The following is a 19,772-nucleotide window of genomic DNA, read 5'->3' as shown; positions in this document are numbered from 1 at the left end:
TACAAGTGGTAGTCGATATGTGAACCTAAAAAATAATAAGTCAAAGATTATGATTGTGATATAATATTGATTAGCTCGTGAATGAGGTGAAGTTTAACTTGAGCTTTTATGAATATATGCAAATTTACATTGGTGATGATACCCCATTAGGTGATTTGGCGAGATGCATTCATGTAGATTCTCAATTTCCTAAGGAGCTTCATAATTCCGATGAGATATTAGCGTGGTTTCGTGAAGGCTCTCGTCTCGGTCAATTGAATTTAGCGGACATTAAACGAGCAATTGCGATTTATACGCAATTTGGTGCCGCTAAGTGACGACCCAGCATAATCACATAAGTGAACATGTGTCACCTGTATAAGGCGTCTCCTACTACTCAAGTTGGGGGGCGTCGTATTTTAATATGATTTTGTTAATAGGTAGGGATATGATGATTCAAGCAGATACAATATTAGAGAAAATGAAGAATCAAAAGATTAACTATGATAAAGTTTTGCGCAAAATGATTGTGAACTGGACACGCAACGAAGAACGACCTAGTATTTTATTACATAGTTGCTGTGCACCATGCAGTACATATACATTAGAGTTTTTAACAGAGCATGCAGATGTAGCAATATACTTTGCCAATCCAAATATCCATCCGAAAAATGAATATTTACGTCGTGCGCGTGTTCAAGAGCAATTTGTGAGAGACTTCAATGAACGCACAGGAGTAGATGTGAAGTATATAGAAGCGCCTTATAAGCCGCATGAATTTATGAAAATGGCAAAAACACGAGGCCTTACAGATGCACCTGAAGGCGGAGAACGTTGCTCGGCATGTTTTGGTATGCGCCTAGAGATGGTAGCAGAAGCCGCTGTTGAATTAGGCTATGATTATTTCGGCAGTGCCATCACGTTGTCACCGAAGAAAAACGCACAGCTCATCAATGAAATTGGGCTCGATGTACAACAACTTTATGATGTGAATTACTTGCCTAGTGACTTTAAAAAGAACAAAGGTTATGAGCGTTCAATCACGATGTGCAATGACTATAACATTTTCCGTCAATGCTACTGTGGTTGTGTATTTGCAGCACAACAACAAGGTATCGACTTTAAAGAAGTGAACCAACAAGCGAAGGCATTTTTGGATGCATTAGCAGAAAAAGACAACGTGCAATCGTAAACAAAACCACCTCTTTCGTCAGTGTGACAAGAGGTGGTTTTTAGCGCTTAATTTAACTGTTTTTCACGTGCTTGGATATCTTTGACAATCGCATCAATTGTGACGTTCTCAAGCACTTGTTCTAACGCATTTTGCGCTAGGTGAAAGATAGGTTCAATGGTCGCTTGAATATTTCGCCCAACATGACAATTTGGACTAGGGTTGTCGTGTATATTGAATAATGCATCATCTTTGACTACACTCACTGCCTTGTATACATCTAACAAAGTAACCTCCGTTAAATCCTTCGCCAGTCGTGCACCGGCAACACCTGGACGCACATCAATCAGTTCAGCCTTTTTCAACATCCCCATAATTTTGCGTATCATTGCTGGATTGGCATTAACACTGCCAGCGATATATTCAGATGAGATGACTTCATCTTTAGTTGTTTCAATCAATGTTAAGATATGAATTCCGATAGAAAAGCGACTACTAATAGACATCATGAACCTCCTTCCATTTTTAGACATGTAATATTATTAGTTACAAGTACAGTATAACGTAAAAAGTTTTAATAACAAATCATCAATATTATTGACAAGTACCTTTCCTGTAACTATAATGATTACAAGTAAATGGATTGGTTACAAGTTGGATAAGGAGGCTTTAATGATGAAGCTAGGAATTATTGGTGCAAGTGGAAAATTAGGTCAGTTGATCACAAAAGAAGCGATAGATAGAGGGCATGAAGTCACAGCGATTGTACGTAATAAAGCGAAAGTGACTAACGATAACATTGCAGTGATTGAGAAAGATATTTTTGATTTAACACAGAATGACTTTAAAGACTTTGATGTTGTTGTAAATGCATTTGGTGCGCCATTAGGTGAAGAACAAATTCACGTAGATGCAGGGAATGTCTTGATTGAAGCAGCAAAAGGTATAGATACACGATTGATTGTTGTTGGTGGTGCGGGGAGTCTGTTTGTAGATGAAGCAAAAACGACACGCTTACTCGAAACACCCGAGTTCCCAGAAGTATTCAAACCAACAGCAGTCGGTTCATTGCGTAACTTAGAAATTTTAGAAAAAACGACTGGCCTGACATGGACATTTTTAAGTCCTGCTGCTGACTTTGACTATGAAGGGAAGCGTACAGGTACGTATCAATTAGGCAAAGACAACGTGATTGTGAATGCAAAAGGAGATAGTTACATTAGTTATGCAGACTATGCGATTGCACTTGTAGATGAAGCAGAATATGGGCGATTTATCAATACACGCTTTACAGTTGTTGGTGAAGCGGAATAAGATATTTATACACTTTTAGACATGAAACTACTTATTTTTCAAATAGAGAATAGGTAGTTTTTATTATTTTTAAAATGAAAATTAATGGTAAAATGAAATATATACTCTTCAATAAGTATGCGTAGTATGGCGGTTAAACGGATTGTATCACGTATCATTGAGTGATATGATGTTACTAACCGTGACGTCGTAATAATCAGTGTTATATAGGAAAGCTATATGGCATTTAGAAATAAAAAATATAGTTAAAGGATTGAGACAACATGAAATTATTAATAACTGGAGGAGCCGGATTTATCGGTTCACATATTGCAGATCATTATCATGCAAAATCACATGAGGTATTTGTATTAGATAATTTAGCGAGTGGTCATAGAGAAAACATCCCATTTATCGATGAAGATCACTTTTTTGAAGTGGATGTGTGTGATACAGAAAAAGTCACTGACATTATTAAATTACATCAATTCGATGTTGTAATTCATCTTGCAGCAGTCGTGAGTGTTGTTGATACTGTTAATCAACCTGTGAAGTCGAACAAAGTGAATATCGATGCGACACTTAATTTATTAGAAACGAACCGTGAACATAATCCACAACTTAAAAAATTTGTTTTTGCTTCTTCTGCAGCAGTATATGGTAATAACCCACAATTACCAAAGACAACGCAAAGTATTGTACAACCAGAATCACCATATGCGGTGCAAAAATATGCTGGAGAACAATACACGAAAATGTATCATCATCTTTATGATTTACCAACTACTGCACTACGTTTCTTTAATATTTATGGTCCGAAACAAGATCCAAACTCACAATATTCAGGTGTTATTTCTATTATGAAACGCAAATTTGACAACGATGAAACATTTACGTTCTTTGGTGATGGTGAACAAACGAGAGATTTTGTTTACGTAAAAGACTTAGTCAATGCGATTGCACTTGTCGTTGAAAATTCTGAGACGAATGGTGAAGTATTAAATGTTGGTACTGGTAATCAAACATCATTGAAAGATATCTTTAGTGCTTTTGAATCAAGCTATCAAAAGACAGTAGATTATCAGTTTGAACCTGCTAGAAAAGGTGATGTAAAGCATTCAGTTGCAGATGTTACACCACTGAAAGAGATTGGATATGAACCACAGTATACAATTAATACTGGCTTAGAAGAATATCTAAATAGTTAATAGAATATATAAAGTTGAGCTGGCTTGTTTTGAGAAGAGGGAACGATCTTAACAAAGTGATGAAGTACACCGCATATTTCAAAAGAAACAGATAGAGCTAACTTATATTATATATCAATCAACAGGTAACCAACGCAGCCTTTAACTTTAGAAAGGATCATACAGGTTGATTTATCCATGCATATATTGTTGTTGAAGGAACTTCTTTCTTCTCAAAACATTGTTACTTATATGTATACACCATTACTGATGCAGGAGACCGATGTTTCTTTCCCATAAGTTAATCGGTCCAAGAAATAAATAAAGTGTGAATGTTTCCTTTATAAAGTTGACCTAGTAATGAAAAATAAATGTGCGTCGCATTTTTCATAATTAATTGCTTGTGTTGCACGTCTTAATTCATGCGATTTTTTTGTTTACACGTGACTTAGTTGATTACAAATTACACTTTTCTATTATATTTAATAAAGGATGTCCATCTTTTGTGGTGGGCAGATAATTAAAAGTAACTAATTTTATATTTAACTTAATCATAACACGTAGTAATCACTACATTCATTTAAGCGTACAGTTATTCATTAATTGTACGCTTTTTGAGTACTATCATTTCTTTAATACTCACTTGCCAAGGCGCCTCACTTCAACTAATTTTGGCTTTATTGAATAAGTGAAGCCAAAATGGATTTTCAGTTCGGCTTGTTGCCTTAGGCGTCTCGTATTAGAAATGATTTTACACCATACAGTTATATGAGCGTTTGTGACATGTTAAGTTACGAGGTAATCTTTATGCAACACAGCTTAATAGCTCTTGCTTTTTAGAACGTTGATACAGCTTAAAAATGATGAGTATTCTCGCTTTAAAGTTATTAAAGTTGCGATAGCCATATGATACACGTTTAATAAGCTTAATTTTATTATTGATACCTTCAATCGCTCCATTGTTAAACTTCGGGTACTTGATTGTTGAGTAAAGGACATACTCGTATTTCTTATAGAATCGAATGATACGCCAAACACCACGTGATACATGCTTCTTTTCGACACCCATTAAAGTTTCTTTGAAACGTAACCAGTCACATTGTTTCAATGCTTCACGAAGTTGATGAACTAACATATAAGTGTCATAGAGCTGCTGATCAAGACTTAGTAGATATGTTAAAACATCTCTTGATGTTGTGTACGTTTTGAAAGACTTCGACCAAAAGTATTCATAACTATTAATATCCTGCCTGTCAGAAAGAAAGAGTTTCCAGTGCTTTTTCATTTTCGTGTAATCTGTTGATGATCGATAGCGATAAGCATTCATTACAGAAATACGTTGCTTATTTAATTCACGATTAAGGTGCTGAACAATGTGAAAGCGATCAAAGATCAAAATCGCATTTGGAAATACTTCATGAATGAAGTTGATGTATGGTTCATACATATCAGCAGTTACAGTTTTAACAGCTAATCGTTCACGTCGATCAAAGCGATAGAAGTACTCTTTGAGTTTATGAATACGTCTATCTTCTAAGATATCAATAATCTGATTCGTTTCATTATCTATAAACAAAAAACTCATCGCTGTTGTCACGTTCTTAACGCTTTTAAACTCATCTATGGAGATATGTTTTGGCAATCCAGATGAAGGTTTGACTATTAATGATTGTGAGAGTTGATGAATACATCTTTTAACTGTACTCGGTGAAACACTACAATCATGAGCGATATCTATCTCACACTGTACACGTGTGAGTTTATCCTGAATCGCTAATTTCACACGGTTGGTAATAAAGCAGTTACTATCAACAATGTTTGTTTGAGCCGTAAAAGTCTTTAAACAATGTAGACACTTAAAGCGTTCTTTCGCTAAATTAAGATAAACATTGGATTCTTGAGATTTTAATAGTGTTAAACGCGAAACGCGTTTACCATGCTTATGGATTTGCCCATCATTGACACAACCACACTTCATACAAGCTTTGGGTGTATAAGAAAGTGTTCCATAAACAACCGTAGAAAGCCGACCACGCACTTCTACATCTTCTTCCACCTTAAGAACTTGAATATTTTCATCTTTTATTTTTAGTAGTTTTAATATATCATTACACATAGGCGCATCATGTCTCCTCTTTATTTTTTTGTTTAGTCACTTAAAATTATAGAGGCGTGAGCGCTTTTTTTGTATCCAAATGATTTAAAACATAAAAAAGGCGGGATAGCATTTCATGCCATCCCACCACAAAAGATTAAGACCCTTAATAAAGACCACTAAAATTCTTAGAATGAATTTTAGTGGTCTTTGGCTTGTGAAATTACAGAGATTTGAGATTTATACAGATAGGTTATTAATTTGACATGTAAATCACAAATAAATAATACTACAAATCAAATTGTTTACAGAATGTATTAATCACATACTCTAAATCAGGGACATTAAGTGAAAAGTAAAGTTTCATTTTGGGTTCTGTACCTGATGGTCGAACAGCAATAAATCCTTCTTTAAAAATAAATTTGATAAGATCTGTTTTTGGTAAATGAATGGTAGTTTTTTCATTTGTATTTAAATCAAGTGATTCTAATGTATCATAATTTTCGATGTACAAAGGTGTAAGATTGGCTATTTCAACCGATGTTATTTGTTTGAAATGTGCCATAAGTTGTTCTATTTTTTTACGACCTTCTGCACCCGCAAAAGTTGGTGAGAGCGTTCTGTCTTGATAGTGCCCATGTTGCTGATAAATATCGGTTAGAACATCTTTTAATGTTTGGTTATCTTGTGCCAATTGTTCTTTATATTTGATGAGTAAGGCAGCAATATGGATGGCATCTTTGTCTCTTGAAATATCTTGGACTAAGTAACCGTGACTTTCTTCATAGGCAAGCACAAGTTGAGATGGTTGTTCGGACATGTCTTTGAGTAGTGCTGAGATATATTTAAAACCTGTTAGTACATTCATGACGTCTATATTAAGAGATGTTGCTAATCGATCACTTAATGCACTTGTAACAACTGATTTGAGCATGTATAAGTCTTCTGTTGTATTGAGTTGTTGATATCTTAACTTGAGTAATAGTAAGCCGATTTCATTGCCATTAAAGTATCTTGTTGAACCATCTTCATATCTTTCAACAATACCGATTCTGTCTGCGTCAGGGTCTGTTGCGATGATAAGTTGTGCTGATTCTTGAGCAGCCAATTGTTTTCCTAAATCAAATGTATCTTCCACTTCTGGATTGGCGATGCCTACTGTTGGAAAGTCGCCATCTGGAATAGATTGTTTTTGTTCAATGACATAATTGGTATATGAAAGTTCTGTTAAAATATCAGACAAAAGTGGAAGACTCGTCCCATGTAAACTTGTTAGGACTGTTTTTGTTTTGGCTGTGTGTATCGGACCTACTAATGCTTTAACAGCTTGTTTATACGCATGGGTTACTGTTTTTGCTAACGGTAAGATTAAATGTTGTTCTTGCAATGTATCAAAATCTAATGTTGGAATGTTTAACGGGTCTTTTATAGCTTCGATACATTCACTCAACGCTATGGATGGTGCAGTTAATAATTGGCCACCATCAGCACCATAGACTTTGATTCCGTTATAATTTTTAGGGTTATGACTGGCTGTAATCATAATGCCTGCTGTTGTTTTTAAGTGACGGACTGCGAAAGATAGTTCAGGCGTCGACTTGAATGTGTCAGGTAATACGACTTGTACTTGGTTTGTCGCTAATACTTTAGCAACTTCTGTGGCAAATTCTTTAGATAAATGCCTTGTGTCATAATGGATGACAACAGTTGGATTCTCTGTACTAGCAAGTAAATAGTTGGAGAAACCTTGTGCAAATTGTTGTACTGTAAATTTATTTAAACGACCAGGTCCTAGCCCAAAAGTACTTCTGATACCAGCTGTACCAAAAGATAAGGAGTCTGAAAATCCTTCGTCAATTTCTGCTTGTGTCTGCATATTATAAAACGGTTCGATAAGACTTTCAGAAAGTTTTTGTTCCCATTGTACTTTCAAAATGTGTGCCTCCTTATCTATAAATCTAAAGACTGAATATATTTTTTGATTTCTTCTTGCATTTCTTGATCTTTTAATGCGTATTCTATCGTTGTTTTGACAAAACCAATTTTTTCTCCTACATCATAGCGCAATCCTTCAAAATCATAAGCAAAAACCTTGTCATCTTGATTCAATCGTTCGATGGCATCTGTAAGTTGAATCTCACCACCGCTACCTTCTTTTTGTGTTGCTAAATAATCAAAAATCTTAGGTGACAAGACATAGCGCCCCATAATAGCAAGGTTAGACGGTGCAGTTCCCTGTGCAGGTTTTTCGACAAATTTAGCAACATCGTATAAACGACCATTGTTCGATTGAGGCGCAATGACACCATATCGATGTGTTTCTGAATCAGGAACAGTTTGTACACCGATTACGGATTTTCCAGTTGTTTCGTATTGCTGAATTAATTGTTGAATGGCAGGTGTTTCTGAATCCACAATGTCATCACCTAATAATACCGCGAATGGTTCGTCGCCTATAAATTGCTTGGCTGTATAAATGGCGTGACCTAGTCCTTTTTGCTCTTTCTGTCTAACGTAAAAAATATTTGTCAAATCTGTTGGATATTGTACTTTGTCTAGTAAGTCTAATTTTCCTTTTTCATAAAGGATTGTTTCGAGTTCTTTTTGTGTATCGAAGTGGTCTTCGATTGCGCGTTTATGCTTCCCAGTAACGATAATAATATCTTCAATACCTGCTTTAGCAGCTTCTTCAACAATATATTGAATGGTTGGTTTATCTAATATCGGCAACATTTCTTTTGGCATTGCTTTTGTAGCGGGTAAAAATCGCGTTCCTAACCCTGCTGCAGGTATAATTGCTTTTCGTATTGTCATTTTATTCACCTTTCTAAAACAAGTTACTACTTAAAATAATTGTATATGGTGTTTGGAATGTATGTGGAAAGAGATGAGTGTTCAGTTTCTATACCACATATAAAGTTTGATTCAAACATTGATATACTCTCTTGGTTTATTATAAAAAATTTTAATTTACTCTTCCAATTGACGTTCCATTTCGTCTGCTACTTGTTGCACATGCGTTCCAATGATAATTTGTGCAGCGTGTTGTCCATTTTTAATGACACCTGCAGCCCCCGCAGATTTAATTTGTGCTTCGTTTAACTTTGTATTGTCTGCCACTTCTAAGCGTAAACGTGTTGCGCAATTTGTAAGAGACGTAATATTCTCTTTTCCGCCAAGCCCTTCGATAATCGTTGTTGCTGTTTGTGTGTACTTACTTACTGATGTTGATTCAGTTGTTGAGGCTGTATCTGTAACTTGTGATGTTGGAATATTCGTTCCACGTCCAGGTGTGTTTAAGTTTAACTTAACAATAAGGAAGCGGAAAATCACATAATACAGTACAAAGAATACAAGTCCTTGAACGATAAGCATAAATGGATGATTGGCAAACGGATTGATCAATGATAAGACAAAGTCAATCAATCCGGCACTGAATGCAAACCCTGCAGTCCAGTGGAACAATGCAGCGATAAACAGTGACAATCCTGTCAACAATGCATGTACAACATACAATAATGGTGCAACAAACATGAAGACAAATTCGATTGGTTCAGTAATCCCTACAATGAATGCAGAGATGGCACCTGCAAACATAATACTACCAATTTGTTTTTGGTATTTTGTTTGTGCAGTATGATACATCGCAAGTGCAGCTGCTGGGATACCGAACATCATGATTGGGAAGAATCCAGCCATGTAGCGTCCTGTGATGCCTTTTGTACCCGTTTGTGATTGGAAGTTTGCAACGTCATTGATGCCTGCAATATCGAACCAGAATACGGCGTTAAGCGCATGGTGAAGACCGAGTGGAATGAGCAGACGGTTCGCAACACCATAAATTCCAGCGCCAATTGCACCTAAGTCAATGATACTCTTACCGAATGAAACAAGTGCGCTGTAAACGAAAGGCCAGATGAAAAGTAATAAGAATGCAAAGATAACTGAGAACAATGCGGTCATAATTGGAACGAGACGTTTGCCACTGAAAAAGGCAAAGGCATCTGGTAATTCGACAGATGAGAACTTGTTATAAGAATGTGCTGCAATTAGACCAACAGCGATTCCAACGAAGACGTTACCAAAGCCGATATTTGCAAATCCAGGGTTGACTGCTTTTTCACTTATCCCTAAATAGACTGCAATATTGGCTGGATCTAACAGCTTATCAACGACTAAAAAGCCAACGATTGCTGCGAGTGCTGTGGCGCCATCATTTTTCTTCGCCATACCAATTGCGACACCAATTGCAAAGAGCAGACCTAGATTTTCAAGAACACCCATTCCTGCATTGAAGAAAAAGGCATAAGCTGCGTTTTGTCCGATTGTTGCATCAATGATATTGGCAATTGCAACAAGGATTGCTGCAGCAGGTAAAACAGCAACAGGCAACATGAGTGATCGTCCGATGCGTTGTAAGTAATTAAGCATAAGAAAACTCCTTTTCGTATAATATTTATAGTTTGTATTATTGTGCAATAACATCATATATCATTATATAATACTTTGTAAGAGCTTACAGCCTTTTGTAAAAAAATAAAACCTACAAGAACTTGATTATTTAAGTTCTTGTAGGTTTTATGTCATCAATCATTTAATTTATTTTCAATAAGCCAACCAGAGCATAAAAGGCCGACTGGAATGCCTAAAAATGGTGTCATAACTGAGCTTGCAAAGAACGTAATAACCCCAGTGATGATAAGGTTTTTAGCATTAACTTTCATGTTTAAAAAGTCATCAAAAGCATTTTGAATTACATGTTTCAAACGCATGTGAAGCACTCCTTTATCAAATTGATCTTAATTTCAGTATAAAAGAATGAGTTAAGTATGTCATCCAACTGCAGGCGTAACTTTATATATCAGTTGAATCTGCGACAGTTAGGCACTGAAAACGAACAGTTACGATATGGTGCACGCATTTAAGAGCGTATTTGCTATATTAGGAGTAAACGATTAATCCAAAAGTTGGGAGATGAATTTATGAAAAAACAAGATAATCGCTTTTCCATTAGAAAGTCTGTGTATGGCGCAGTATCTGTTGTTGTCGCAACGTGTTTCTTTGTCATTGGCGCACCTCAAGTCCAGGCTGAAGAAACAGTACAAGCAGATGCATTGTCACAACACGTACAGGTGGAAAATGTTTCACAACAAGATCAAACGCAACAGACACAAGAGCAAGTGGCATCACCTGTCTTAGAAAATAAGGCATCGATAGAAGAAAGTCCATCTGAAGAACAACTAAGTCAAAAGAATATAGAAGAAACGTCGCAACATAACAATGTTGTATTGTTAAAAGAAAACAAGCAAACATCAGATAAGAATGTTCAGCAATCTGATAGTGAAGTTGTACCTAGTCTTGAGAACAAAGAGAAACAATCAGTAGTTGATCATAAACCAGAACCTATTCCAGCGCCAGTGGATAATTCAGCAGATATACATAAAGAGACACAAGCAAAAAATACTGAGACCGATGTATCACGATTGGAAGATAAGGATCAAGAGAAAGTAACTTCTTTGGATGCGGTAGAGACATCAGAAGCTAAAGAAAATACTAAGCAAATGGATCAAGCACGTGTATTAAGCAAAGCAGAAACACCTGTTCAAACAGCAAATCCAGAACAACCACAAAACCAACACCCATTTGTCTTTGTACATGGATTTATGGGATTGGTCGGAGATGTCGCACCTAAAGGAATGAACTATTGGGGTGGGACAAAAGCAAACTTACAAGAGTACTTGCGTAACAAAGGCTATGAAACATATGAGGCGAGTGTGAGTGCCTTGGCAAGTAATCATGAACGTGTGGTTGATCTGTATCACTATATTGTAGGTGGGCGTGCAGATTATGGTGCAGCACATGCGGAGAAATATGGACATGAACGTTATGGTAAGACGTACAAAGGCATTCTACCTAACTGGCAACCTGGTCATCCGATTCATTTAGTGGGTCATAGTATGGGTGGACAAACTATTCGCTTATTAGAACATTATTTGCGTAATGGTAATCAAGATGAAATGGCGTATCAACAGCAACATGGTGGTACATTAAGCCCACTATATCAAGGTGGTCATGAAGATATGATTACATCCATTACAACAATCGCCACACCGCATAATGGCACACATGCTGCAGATCAACTTGGAAATACACCATTCATTCGTCATTTGTTATATGGCTTTACCCGTACATTTGGGAATCATTTAGGCGAACTTGATTTAGGAATGTATCATTGGGGATTTAAACAGCGTGAAGGCGAGTCGCTGATTGATTACGGAAAACGTGTTGCTAAAAGCAACCTTTGGGATTCCGAGGATACAGCACTTTATGATCTGACAACGACAGGTGCTGAAAAGTTGAATCAACAAACAACGGTCAATCCAGATATTTACTACAAAACATTTAACGGTCAAGCGACACATAAAACGCTATCTGGCAAGCACATGATTGATTTTGGTATGGCTTTTGCCCACGTGCTGACAGGGAATTTAATTGGCTCAGTGAAGGATAATATGTGGCGACCGAATGATGGTTTAGTATCAGTTGTTTCAGCACAACATCCAACAGGAGAGGCGCATGTTGATGTGACTGCGACTTCACCAATAAGAAAAGGAATCTGGCAGGTCATGCCAACAATGATGGGATGGGATCATAGTGATTTTACAGGCAATGATGCCATTGATACAAAGCATACTACGAAACAATTAACTGATTTTTATGATGAGATTACGACGTATCTTATGCGTATTGAAGCGGAAGAATCCAAAGCTCAAACAGCTTAAATAGCTATAAAAATAACCCCATTCATGTATAGAATCGCTTCTAAGTATGAATGGGGAACATTGTTTTGATGGTTAAAAAGGCTTAGGTTCTGCTCAAGTCCTAGCTGATTCTTCACAATCTTGTTATTAGATCCATTGTACGACGTCTTCAGCTGGGCGACGTGTTTTTGCATGCTTTGGCTCTGCGTCACGATAGCCAAATGCGACCATGACAGATGGCCAGAATTCGTCTGTATCAAGGTAGCCTTTGTCAGCTAACACCTTAGCAACATCTTCATATTGGAAACCTTCAATTGGACATGAGTCGATGCCTAAGAATGCTGCGGCAGTCATCATGTTGCCAAGTGGGATATATGTTTGTTTGCTCGCCCAGTCCCATAACGCGCGATCGCTCTCATAAAGATGAAGATTGTCTCGCTGGAAGTTGGCTGTTTTTTCAACCATAGCAGACACCATTTCTTCCGACATATGTCTAATTTCACGGACGTGATATTGGAAGTAAGGTGACTCAGGGCGAACATTTTTACGTGCTAATAGTATGACGAAGTGGCTTGCTGTATCCAGTTGCCCTTGAGCACCCCAGCTGATCGGTTTTAATGCTTGACGTAACTCAGGGTCCTGTACAACAAGGAACTTCCAAGGCTCTAAGCCGAGTGAACTTGGTGACAGACGACCTGTTTCTAAGATAGTTTCAAAGTCTTTATCGTCAATTTTTTTGTTAGGATCAAAGCGTTTTGATGCGAAACGATAGTTGAATGTGTCTAATAATTGTTGACGTTTATTTGTCATAATAGCGCACTCCTTTACGATATTTGATACAAAATAAGTATAGCGAATTGACTAGGCGTTTCAAACCAATATGATTGTTTAGTTAGTCAGTAGGGTATGGTGAAGATAAGAACCGAATGAGGTGATTTTATGAAACAGCAATGGTATGAACAATTACCACTTGAAGACATTACAACAATTACATCAGTCAGTGGGGGTGATGTGAATCAAGCGTACCGTGTTGAAACAGCGCAAGATACGTATTTTTTACTTGTACAGTCACAGCAACCGGCTGAATTTTATGCGGCAGAAATCGCAGGATTAAACGCTTTTGAACGGGCGGACATTACAGCACCGCAAGTCATCGCAAATGGTTGCATCGAAGGGGATGCGTATTTACTGTTAAGCTATTTGGAAGAAGGTGTGACGGGAAGCCAAGAAGCATTGGGACGTTGTGTGGCAAAGCTTCATCAAGTGATGAGTCCAAATGATCAGTTTGGTTTTGAGTTGCCATATCGAGGCAGTGCGATATGTTTTGACAATCAGTGGCGAACGTCTTGGCATGACTTGTTTTTGAATCAACGTATAAAGCCGCTTGTTCAGCGTATTGAAGCAGAAGCGTTGTGGTCTACAAGAGATGCATCAAACTTTGAACAAGTGTACGACATCATGAGTCAAACGTTGAAGGTGCACAAGAGCGAGCCATCGCTGTTACATGGTGATCTCTGGGCAGGAAATTATATGTTTTTGACAGATGGCACACCTGCACTTTTTGATCCTTCTCCGCTATATGGAGATCGTGAGTTTGACTTAGGTGCCACTAAAGTGTTTGGTGGCTTTGATCGAGATTTTTATACGGCTTATGATAAAACTTACCCTCTCAAAGAAGGGGCCACATTTCGGATCCGATTTTATGAATTGTATCTATTACTCGTTCATCTTGTGAAATTTGGAACGGTGTATCTACCTGCAGTAAGAGAAAAAATGGAGGGGATTATCAATGAATAAAGTTAACTTATGTATACCAATTTTATGGTTAGTAGCTGTGATTTATTTAACAGTTGTCTACGGGAATATCCCAAATCAAGTGGGAACACATTATGGCTATCAAGGAATGCCTGACCGATATGGTGCAAAATCATTTTTATGGAGTTTGCCACTGATTTTCATGTTAGTTTGGGTGCTTATTACAACGCTACTTCATTACTTACCACGTCTTGAACGTAACGTGAAAGGAAAGAATGAATCACAAACAACTTCCCACGCGACGGAGATGCTCACTACGTTAATCATTGTTGAAGTGGGTGCTTTGATTATCTTTGTGACAAACGTCTATTATTTATCACAAGGTAAGAGCTATTTACCACCTTATCTATTAACGGGTATGCTCAGTATATTATTAATCTATTTTATCTGGCTATTCGTGAAGCGTCTTATGCGTGCAAGAAATTAAAAAAGGGAGTCGGACAGAAATCTTTGTCACTATAAAAGACTTCTAGTCACCTACTGCCATTGTAATGATTTCTATATTCAAAAGGAAAGGGCTGATTACTATGTATCAGCCCCTGTAACACAAACTAAACGAGTGCAAAAATAAGTGGTAGCCCTATAAATAAGAGCAAATAAATGAATGTGAAAATCAATGACCAACGTTTATGAATATGCATTGTTGAATGAAGTGTTACGCCAAATAACCATGCAGAGACAAGTGTTGTCAGGCTGATTGCCTTTAAAGCTTCGTTATCAGGGTCAAAGACATTCAATGAAGTGATTGAATACTGCATTGCATCTAACCCAACAATCCATTGAATGATCATTGCGACAAGTCCAATCACTTGAATGACGATAGCACGTAAAAGGACAGAAGCAAAGATACTCTTCGGACGTGTTTCAGATTTGAAAATTTTATCAATAATGAATAAGACAAGGAATATAAAACCAAGTGCGAAGAGTGCGCCGATCACGCTACCAATTAACGCACCGTATTTTGTATAGGTTGCAAGTTGTTCGGAATCAACACCTTGAACGTTGCTTTGTTCTGCGATGAGTGCGTTGAAATCAATCGCAAATGCAGAAACGGCTGCGCTCGCTGCGAGAATGATAAGAAGGATTAAAAATTTGATTCCTACTTTAGGCTCGAAACGTTGCTTTTCAAAACTTTCAATATGTAATGGTTTAAAAAATTGCATAAAATAAACACCCCTTTCAAAGAATAATGTCATTATAACATAATAAAAAATCCCAAAAATGTTTGTATTCGAATACAAATATGCGATATAACTGGAGAAGGGAATGTAACATAGAATTTTTTAGAAGTTGTTTTAGAATGATATTCAAAAAATATTCAGGAGGTTATTCCATTGAAAAAACGCACGTTGATCATTTTAGCGGTCGCCGGTGTTGTCTTACTGTTAGGCATTGCTTTGGCAGTGAAGGCATTTGGCGATAATAAGACAGAGAAAGACGGTTATGATACATATCAAGTGAAAGAGGATAAACCAATACGAGTCACAGGGAAGGTGTCACCTCATACGATTAAAACATATCAAAACAATAGTCAGCTAGGAGACTTTGTGAGCGTGCAAGTAGAAGATGGTCAGTATGTACAACAAGGTACGCCGTTGATTAACTATGCAATTGATAGCACGCAACGTCAGTCGCTTGTTGATCAAGTGAATCAAGCGCAAGCACAAGGCGATCAGAATGCGATTGATAAGGCGTGGCGCCAATTAAACCGTTACGATGGACAAGTGAACAATAGCATTTATGCAACGTTCCCTGGTACAGTATCTCTTCAAAATTCAGAGAACGTAGGTGACGGAGAAGCGATTTTACAATTGATTTCTGACAATCCTGAGATTAAAACAACGGTATCAGAATACGACTTGGATAAGCTCAATGTTGGCGATAAAGTGAATGTTGAAGTGAATAGTACAGGCAAAAAAGGAACAGGTAAAATCGTTAAAATTAATGAATTGCCAACAAGCTATCAACAACAAGATAGTGGCGCAGCACAAGCGGGTGGAGCAGGTGCGCAAGTTGGTGGTGAAGAAGGCGAAGAAGGGGGAGCATCATTAACGACGAGCAACCCAATTCAGAACAGTCCATCGGGTGGCAATGCGAATGAAACATCTAAATATGAAGTGGTAGTCGGTGACTTAGACTTCAAAGTACGCAATGGTTATTCAGTAGAAGCAAGTATCCCGCAAGACACATTAAAATTGCCAAAATCTGTTTTAACGAAAGATGATCATGTGTATGTAGTTGATAAGCAAGGCAAAGCACATAAAGTAAAAGTGGAACACAATGAAGAAAATGACACACTGATTGTAACAAAAGGTGTGAAGAAAGGTGACAAGCTCATTAAAAACCCCGACAGCAAAGTGCAAGATGGCAAAAAAGTTGAGGTGTCTGAATGATAGAACTAGTAGATGTGAATCGTCACTTCAAGAATGGTAACGAAACGAATCATATTTTAAAGGATATTAACTTGCGCATAGAAGCGGGAGAGTTTGTAGCGATTATGGGGCCATCTGGTTCGGGTAAGAGTACTTTGATTAACATTCTTGGTTTTATCGATCGTGGCTATGATGGTGACTACCAATTCGGAGGTGCCAACTACAAAGAAAAATCAGACAATGCGTTGGCTGAGATTCGAAATGAAACAGTTGGCTTCGTCTTTCAAAACTTCAAATTGATTCAAAATAATACAATTTTGGAGAATGTTAGTATCCCGTTATTGTATGCCGGGTTAGGTGCACGTCAGCGGAAGCAACGTGTCATTGACGTGTTGCATCAAGTTGGACTGTATGACAAAGAGAACCTTGTTCCAAACAAGCTCTCAGGTGGGCAACAACAACGTGTCGCCATTGCACGTGCGATTGTTAATCAACCGAAGTTTATTATTGCCGATGAACCGACGGGGGCATTAGATTCCAAAACGTCTCAAGACATTATGGATTTATTTTTACAGCTGAATAAGGAACGTGGAACGACGATGATTGTCGTGACGCATGATCCTAGAGTGGCAGAACAAGCAGATCGTGTGATTCATATTTTAGACGGCCGGATTCAGCGAGAAGAGGTGAACCAGCATGAATAGTTTAGCGAATATCATTCATGTATCTCTGTTATCAATTATGAAGAATAAACGGCGCAATATTTTTACGATGATTGGGATTATTATCGGGATTGCAGCCGTTATTACGATTATGTCGTTGGGGAATGGTTTCAAGAAGACGGCGAATGAAGAGTTTAGCAATGCTGGTGCGTCCAAAGGGGCAGCATTGATCAATTACTTTGCGAAAGACCCGAATGCGCCGAACCGTGATCCATTTACGGAAAGTGATATGGAGTTGGCACGCCAAGTGAAAGGTGTCAAGGATGCTCGTGTGAAAGAAGACGACACGTTTGGCTTGTCTTCTAAGGCTAGCACTGAAAAGAAAGAAACAGACATTGCTGTCGTGAAGAAAACATCTGTAACGAGCCCAGAAGAAGGGGAAGGTTTTACAGAAGATGATAATCTGATGGAAAATCGTGTTGCGACGATATCATCGAATGTGGCAGATGAGTTGTTTAAAGGTAACGCAGTGGGCAAGACGATTTATATTGATGGCATGGGATTTGAAGTTGTCGGTATTCAAAATAATGGACAGATCCAAAATGCGGTAAGCATACCGACACGAACAGTGAAGCATTATTTACCGAATCTCAAGCCGGATGCGCCACAGTTAGAAATATTATTTGACGAAAAGCAAAACAAGAAAAAAATTGCCAATCAAGTTGCTAAAAAGCTCAATCAAAGTGGCTCAGCAGCAGGACTCGGTGAATATCAATATACTGACTTAGAAGAAATGATGAAGAGCATTGGTAAAATCTTTGACTCTATCACATATTTCGTCGCAGCTGTCGCAGGTATTTCACTCTTCATTGCAGGTATTGGTGTAATGAATGTGATGTATATTTCCGTTGCAGAACGAACGGAAGAAATTGCGATTCGTCGTGCATTTGGTGCGAAGAGTCGACACATCGAATTCCAATTCTTAATTGAAAGTGTAATTCTCTGTCTCATCGGTGGTATCATTGGACTGCTACTCGGTATCTTGTTGGCATCGTTAGTTGACGCGCTGACACCGGAATATATTAAGAGTGCCGTAAGTCTCGGTTCTATCTTATTAGCTGTTGGTGTCTCGACATTAATCGGTGTGGTTTTCGGTTGGATTCCAGCACGTTCCGCTTCCAAAAAAGAATTAATCGATATTATTAAATAGAATAAAGTGAAAAAGTGGACCGATGAACAGGTTCACTTTTTTGTTTTTGTACTGTCTATTTTAGAGAGAGAATGACTATAATTCCTTGCATTTTGTAGTATAGTAGAAAGTAATAAAAGGAGATGATGATATGGCAAGACATCAATATTTTCATCATGTCGAGCATCGAAAACAACAAACGCATTCTAAGTCGACATTGTGGCTCTCACTCATTATTACGCTCGTGTTTACGGTCGTTGAATTTGTAGGGGGACTTGTGTCCAATTCATTGGCATTGCTGTCGGACTCGTTTCATATGTTGAGCGACGTTGCAGCACTTGGGTTATCTATGGTTGCCATTTATTTTGCGAGTCGTCCACCAACGTCACGTTACACATTTGGTTTTTTACGCTTAGAGATCTTGGCAGCCTTTCTCAATGGATTAGCACTTGTATTAATCTCACTGTGGATTTTTTACGAAGCTGTTATTCGAATGATTTATCCAAAGCTAATCGATAGCCAGCTAATGCTAGGTGTAGCAATAATCGGTTTGCTTGTGAATATCATTCTAACAGTGATCCTCGTACGTTCACTCAAGGCGGAAAATAACATCAATATTCAAAGTGCACTTTGGCATTTTATAGGGGATTTGTTGAATTCAGTAGGCGTTATCGTAGCTGTGATCCTCATTCATTTGACGGGTATTCAATTGATTGACCCCATTTTAAGTATTGTCATCGCACTCGTTATTTTACGTGGAGGCTATAAAATTATGCACAATACATGGCAAATTCTGATGGAAGCTGTACCAGAAGGATTGGATATTGATGATATTATCGATACGATGACGTCGGTTGAAGGAGTGTTAGATGTCCATGAATTTCATCTATGGTCTATTACAACGGAGCATCATTCGTTAAGTGCGCACGTTGTATTGGAAAGTCTTGATAGTATCGATGCTTATGAAACAATTAATGAACTCGAGCAGTTGCTGAAAGAAAAATATCATTTGGCGCATACGACGTTACAAGTAGAACATCTCGACATCAATCACCTTGATGCACAATATTTTGAACATATGCGACAATAGCATGAGAGAGCGACAGGCAACCACCTATCGCTCTTTTGTTTTGACTTATATTGGAGATAGCATCAGTTTCAAGCGGAATTTGTGAAAGTGTTTTCAAAGTGTTACAATAGAAGTGAGAAGATAAGTATTACAAAGGTTTATGGCGTACACAGTCATGG

General features: G+C 37.8%; 19 protein-coding genes. 11 read left to right on the top strand and 8 right to left on the bottom strand.

Going from position 1 to position 19,772, the window contains the following annotated elements; translation table 11 throughout:
- Positions 1 to 98 precede the first annotated feature (98 nt).
- A complete protein-coding gene (locus tag C7J88_RS06625; protein ID WP_095117979.1) occupies positions 99 to 317 on the top strand; it encodes a YozE family protein in 219 nt (72 codons plus the stop codon).
- Positions 318 to 430: 113 nt separating this feature from the next.
- Entirely contained in the window at positions 431 to 1,171 is a 741-nt protein-coding gene (locus C7J88_RS06620; protein WP_095117978.1) for an epoxyqueuosine reductase QueH, read from the top strand.
- 47 nt (positions 1,172 to 1,218) lie between these two features.
- Here the strand turns inward: C7J88_RS06620 and C7J88_RS06615 are convergent, their stop codons facing one another.
- Complete coding sequence (locus C7J88_RS06615) at positions 1,219 to 1,656, bottom strand: Rrf2 family transcriptional regulator (RefSeq protein WP_095117977.1); 438 nt, start codon at positions 1,654 to 1,656, stop codon at positions 1,219 to 1,221.
- Positions 1,657 to 1,825: 169 nt separating this feature from the next.
- Between C7J88_RS06615 and C7J88_RS06610 the strand changes: the two genes are divergently transcribed.
- On the top strand, positions 1,826 to 2,464 hold the full coding sequence (locus tag C7J88_RS06610; protein WP_095117976.1) for an NAD(P)-dependent oxidoreductase: 639 nt from the start codon (positions 1,826 to 1,828) through the stop codon (positions 2,462 to 2,464).
- Positions 2,465 to 2,727: 263 nt separating this feature from the next.
- Entirely contained in the window at positions 2,728 to 3,651 is a 924-nt protein-coding gene (locus C7J88_RS06605; RefSeq protein WP_095117975.1) for an NAD-dependent epimerase/dehydratase family protein, read from the top strand.
- 784 nt (positions 3,652 to 4,435) lie between these two features.
- Here C7J88_RS06605 and C7J88_RS06600 read toward each other — a convergent pair.
- The 5 genes from C7J88_RS06600 to C7J88_RS06580 all read right to left on the bottom strand — a co-directional run bounded on the left by C7J88_RS06600 (position 4,436) and on the right by C7J88_RS06580 (position 10,497).
- Positions 4,436 to 5,746, bottom strand: a complete 1,311-nt coding sequence (locus C7J88_RS06600) for an ISL3 family transposase (RefSeq protein ID WP_059108181.1) — start codon at positions 5,744 to 5,746, stop codon at positions 4,436 to 4,438.
- 268 nt (positions 5,747 to 6,014) lie between these two features.
- On the bottom strand, positions 6,015 to 7,658 hold the full coding sequence (locus C7J88_RS06595; protein WP_095117974.1) for a phospho-sugar mutase: 1,644 nt from the start codon (positions 7,656 to 7,658) through the stop codon (positions 6,015 to 6,017).
- A gap of 17 nt (positions 7,659 to 7,675) precedes the next feature.
- Entirely contained in the window at positions 7,676 to 8,539 is an 864-nt protein-coding gene (gene galU / locus C7J88_RS06590; protein WP_095117973.1) for a UTP--glucose-1-phosphate uridylyltransferase GalU, read from the bottom strand.
- A 156-nt stretch (positions 8,540 to 8,695) separates the two neighbouring features.
- A complete protein-coding gene (gene nagE / locus C7J88_RS06585) occupies positions 8,696 to 10,156 on the bottom strand; it encodes an N-acetylglucosamine-specific PTS transporter subunit IIBC (protein WP_095117970.1) in 1,461 nt (486 codons plus the stop codon).
- 155 nt (positions 10,157 to 10,311) lie between these two features.
- Positions 10,312 to 10,497: a VraH family peptide resistance protein gene (locus C7J88_RS06580; protein ID WP_095117968.1), complete on the bottom strand. Its 186-nt coding sequence runs from the start codon at positions 10,495 to 10,497 to the stop codon at positions 10,312 to 10,314.
- Between the two features lie 210 nt (positions 10,498 to 10,707).
- Between C7J88_RS06580 and lip the strand changes: the two genes are divergently transcribed.
- On the top strand, positions 10,708 to 12,507 hold the full coding sequence (gene lip, locus C7J88_RS06575) for a YSIRK-targeted triacylglycerol lipase (RefSeq protein ID WP_095117966.1): 1,800 nt from the start codon (positions 10,708 to 10,710) through the stop codon (positions 12,505 to 12,507).
- A 126-nt stretch (positions 12,508 to 12,633) separates the two neighbouring features.
- Here the strand turns inward: lip and C7J88_RS06570 are convergent, their stop codons facing one another.
- Positions 12,634 to 13,296: an NAD(P)H-dependent oxidoreductase gene (locus C7J88_RS06570; RefSeq protein ID WP_095117963.1), complete on the bottom strand. Its 663-nt coding sequence runs from the start codon at positions 13,294 to 13,296 to the stop codon at positions 12,634 to 12,636.
- A gap of 129 nt (positions 13,297 to 13,425) precedes the next feature.
- Between C7J88_RS06570 and C7J88_RS06565 the strand changes: the two genes are divergently transcribed.
- Both C7J88_RS06565 and C7J88_RS06560 read left to right on the top strand, forming a co-directional pair.
- Complete coding sequence (locus C7J88_RS06565; RefSeq protein WP_095117960.1) at positions 13,426 to 14,283, top strand: fructosamine kinase family protein; 858 nt, start codon at positions 13,426 to 13,428, stop codon at positions 14,281 to 14,283.
- The gene (locus tag C7J88_RS06560; protein WP_095117958.1) at positions 14,276 to 14,728 is read left to right on the top strand and encodes a DUF1648 domain-containing protein; all 453 of its coding nucleotides are present in this window, start codon (positions 14,276 to 14,278) and stop codon (positions 14,726 to 14,728) included. Before C7J88_RS06565 ends, C7J88_RS06560 begins: the two co-directional genes overlap by 8 nt.
- Before the next feature lie 124 nt (positions 14,729 to 14,852).
- On the opposite strand, the gene C7J88_RS06555 is transcribed toward C7J88_RS06560, so the two are convergent.
- On the bottom strand, positions 14,853 to 15,464 hold the full coding sequence (locus C7J88_RS06555) for a YIP1 family protein (RefSeq protein WP_095117956.1): 612 nt from the start codon (positions 15,462 to 15,464) through the stop codon (positions 14,853 to 14,855).
- Between the two features lie 171 nt (positions 15,465 to 15,635).
- On the opposite strand from C7J88_RS06555, the gene C7J88_RS06550 reads away from it, so the two are divergent.
- From C7J88_RS06550 to C7J88_RS06535, 4 genes are all read left to right on the top strand, one after another.
- The gene (locus tag C7J88_RS06550) at positions 15,636 to 16,694 is read left to right on the top strand and encodes an efflux RND transporter periplasmic adaptor subunit (protein WP_095117954.1); all 1,059 of its coding nucleotides are present in this window, start codon (positions 15,636 to 15,638) and stop codon (positions 16,692 to 16,694) included.
- Positions 16,691 to 17,377, top strand: coding sequence for an ABC transporter ATP-binding protein (locus C7J88_RS06545; protein WP_095117952.1), 687 nt, complete (start codon positions 16,691 to 16,693; stop codon positions 17,375 to 17,377). The genes C7J88_RS06550 and C7J88_RS06545 overlap by 4 nt, the downstream gene beginning before the upstream one ends.
- On the top strand, positions 17,370 to 18,545 hold the full coding sequence (locus C7J88_RS06540; protein WP_095117950.1) for an ABC transporter permease: 1,176 nt from the start codon (positions 17,370 to 17,372) through the stop codon (positions 18,543 to 18,545). Before C7J88_RS06545 ends, C7J88_RS06540 begins: the two co-directional genes overlap by 8 nt.
- Before the next feature lie 130 nt (positions 18,546 to 18,675).
- A complete protein-coding gene (locus C7J88_RS06535; protein WP_095117948.1) occupies positions 18,676 to 19,614 on the top strand; it encodes a cation diffusion facilitator family transporter in 939 nt (312 codons plus the stop codon).
- The last annotated feature ends 158 nt before the right edge of the window (positions 19,615 to 19,772 follow it).

The sequence above is a fragment of the Staphylococcus muscae genome (genome assembly GCF_003019275.1).
GTDB classification, from domain to species: Bacteria; Bacillota; Bacilli; order Staphylococcales; family Staphylococcaceae; genus Staphylococcus; species Staphylococcus muscae.
This window is presented reverse-complemented; position numbering and strand designations above follow the sequence as displayed.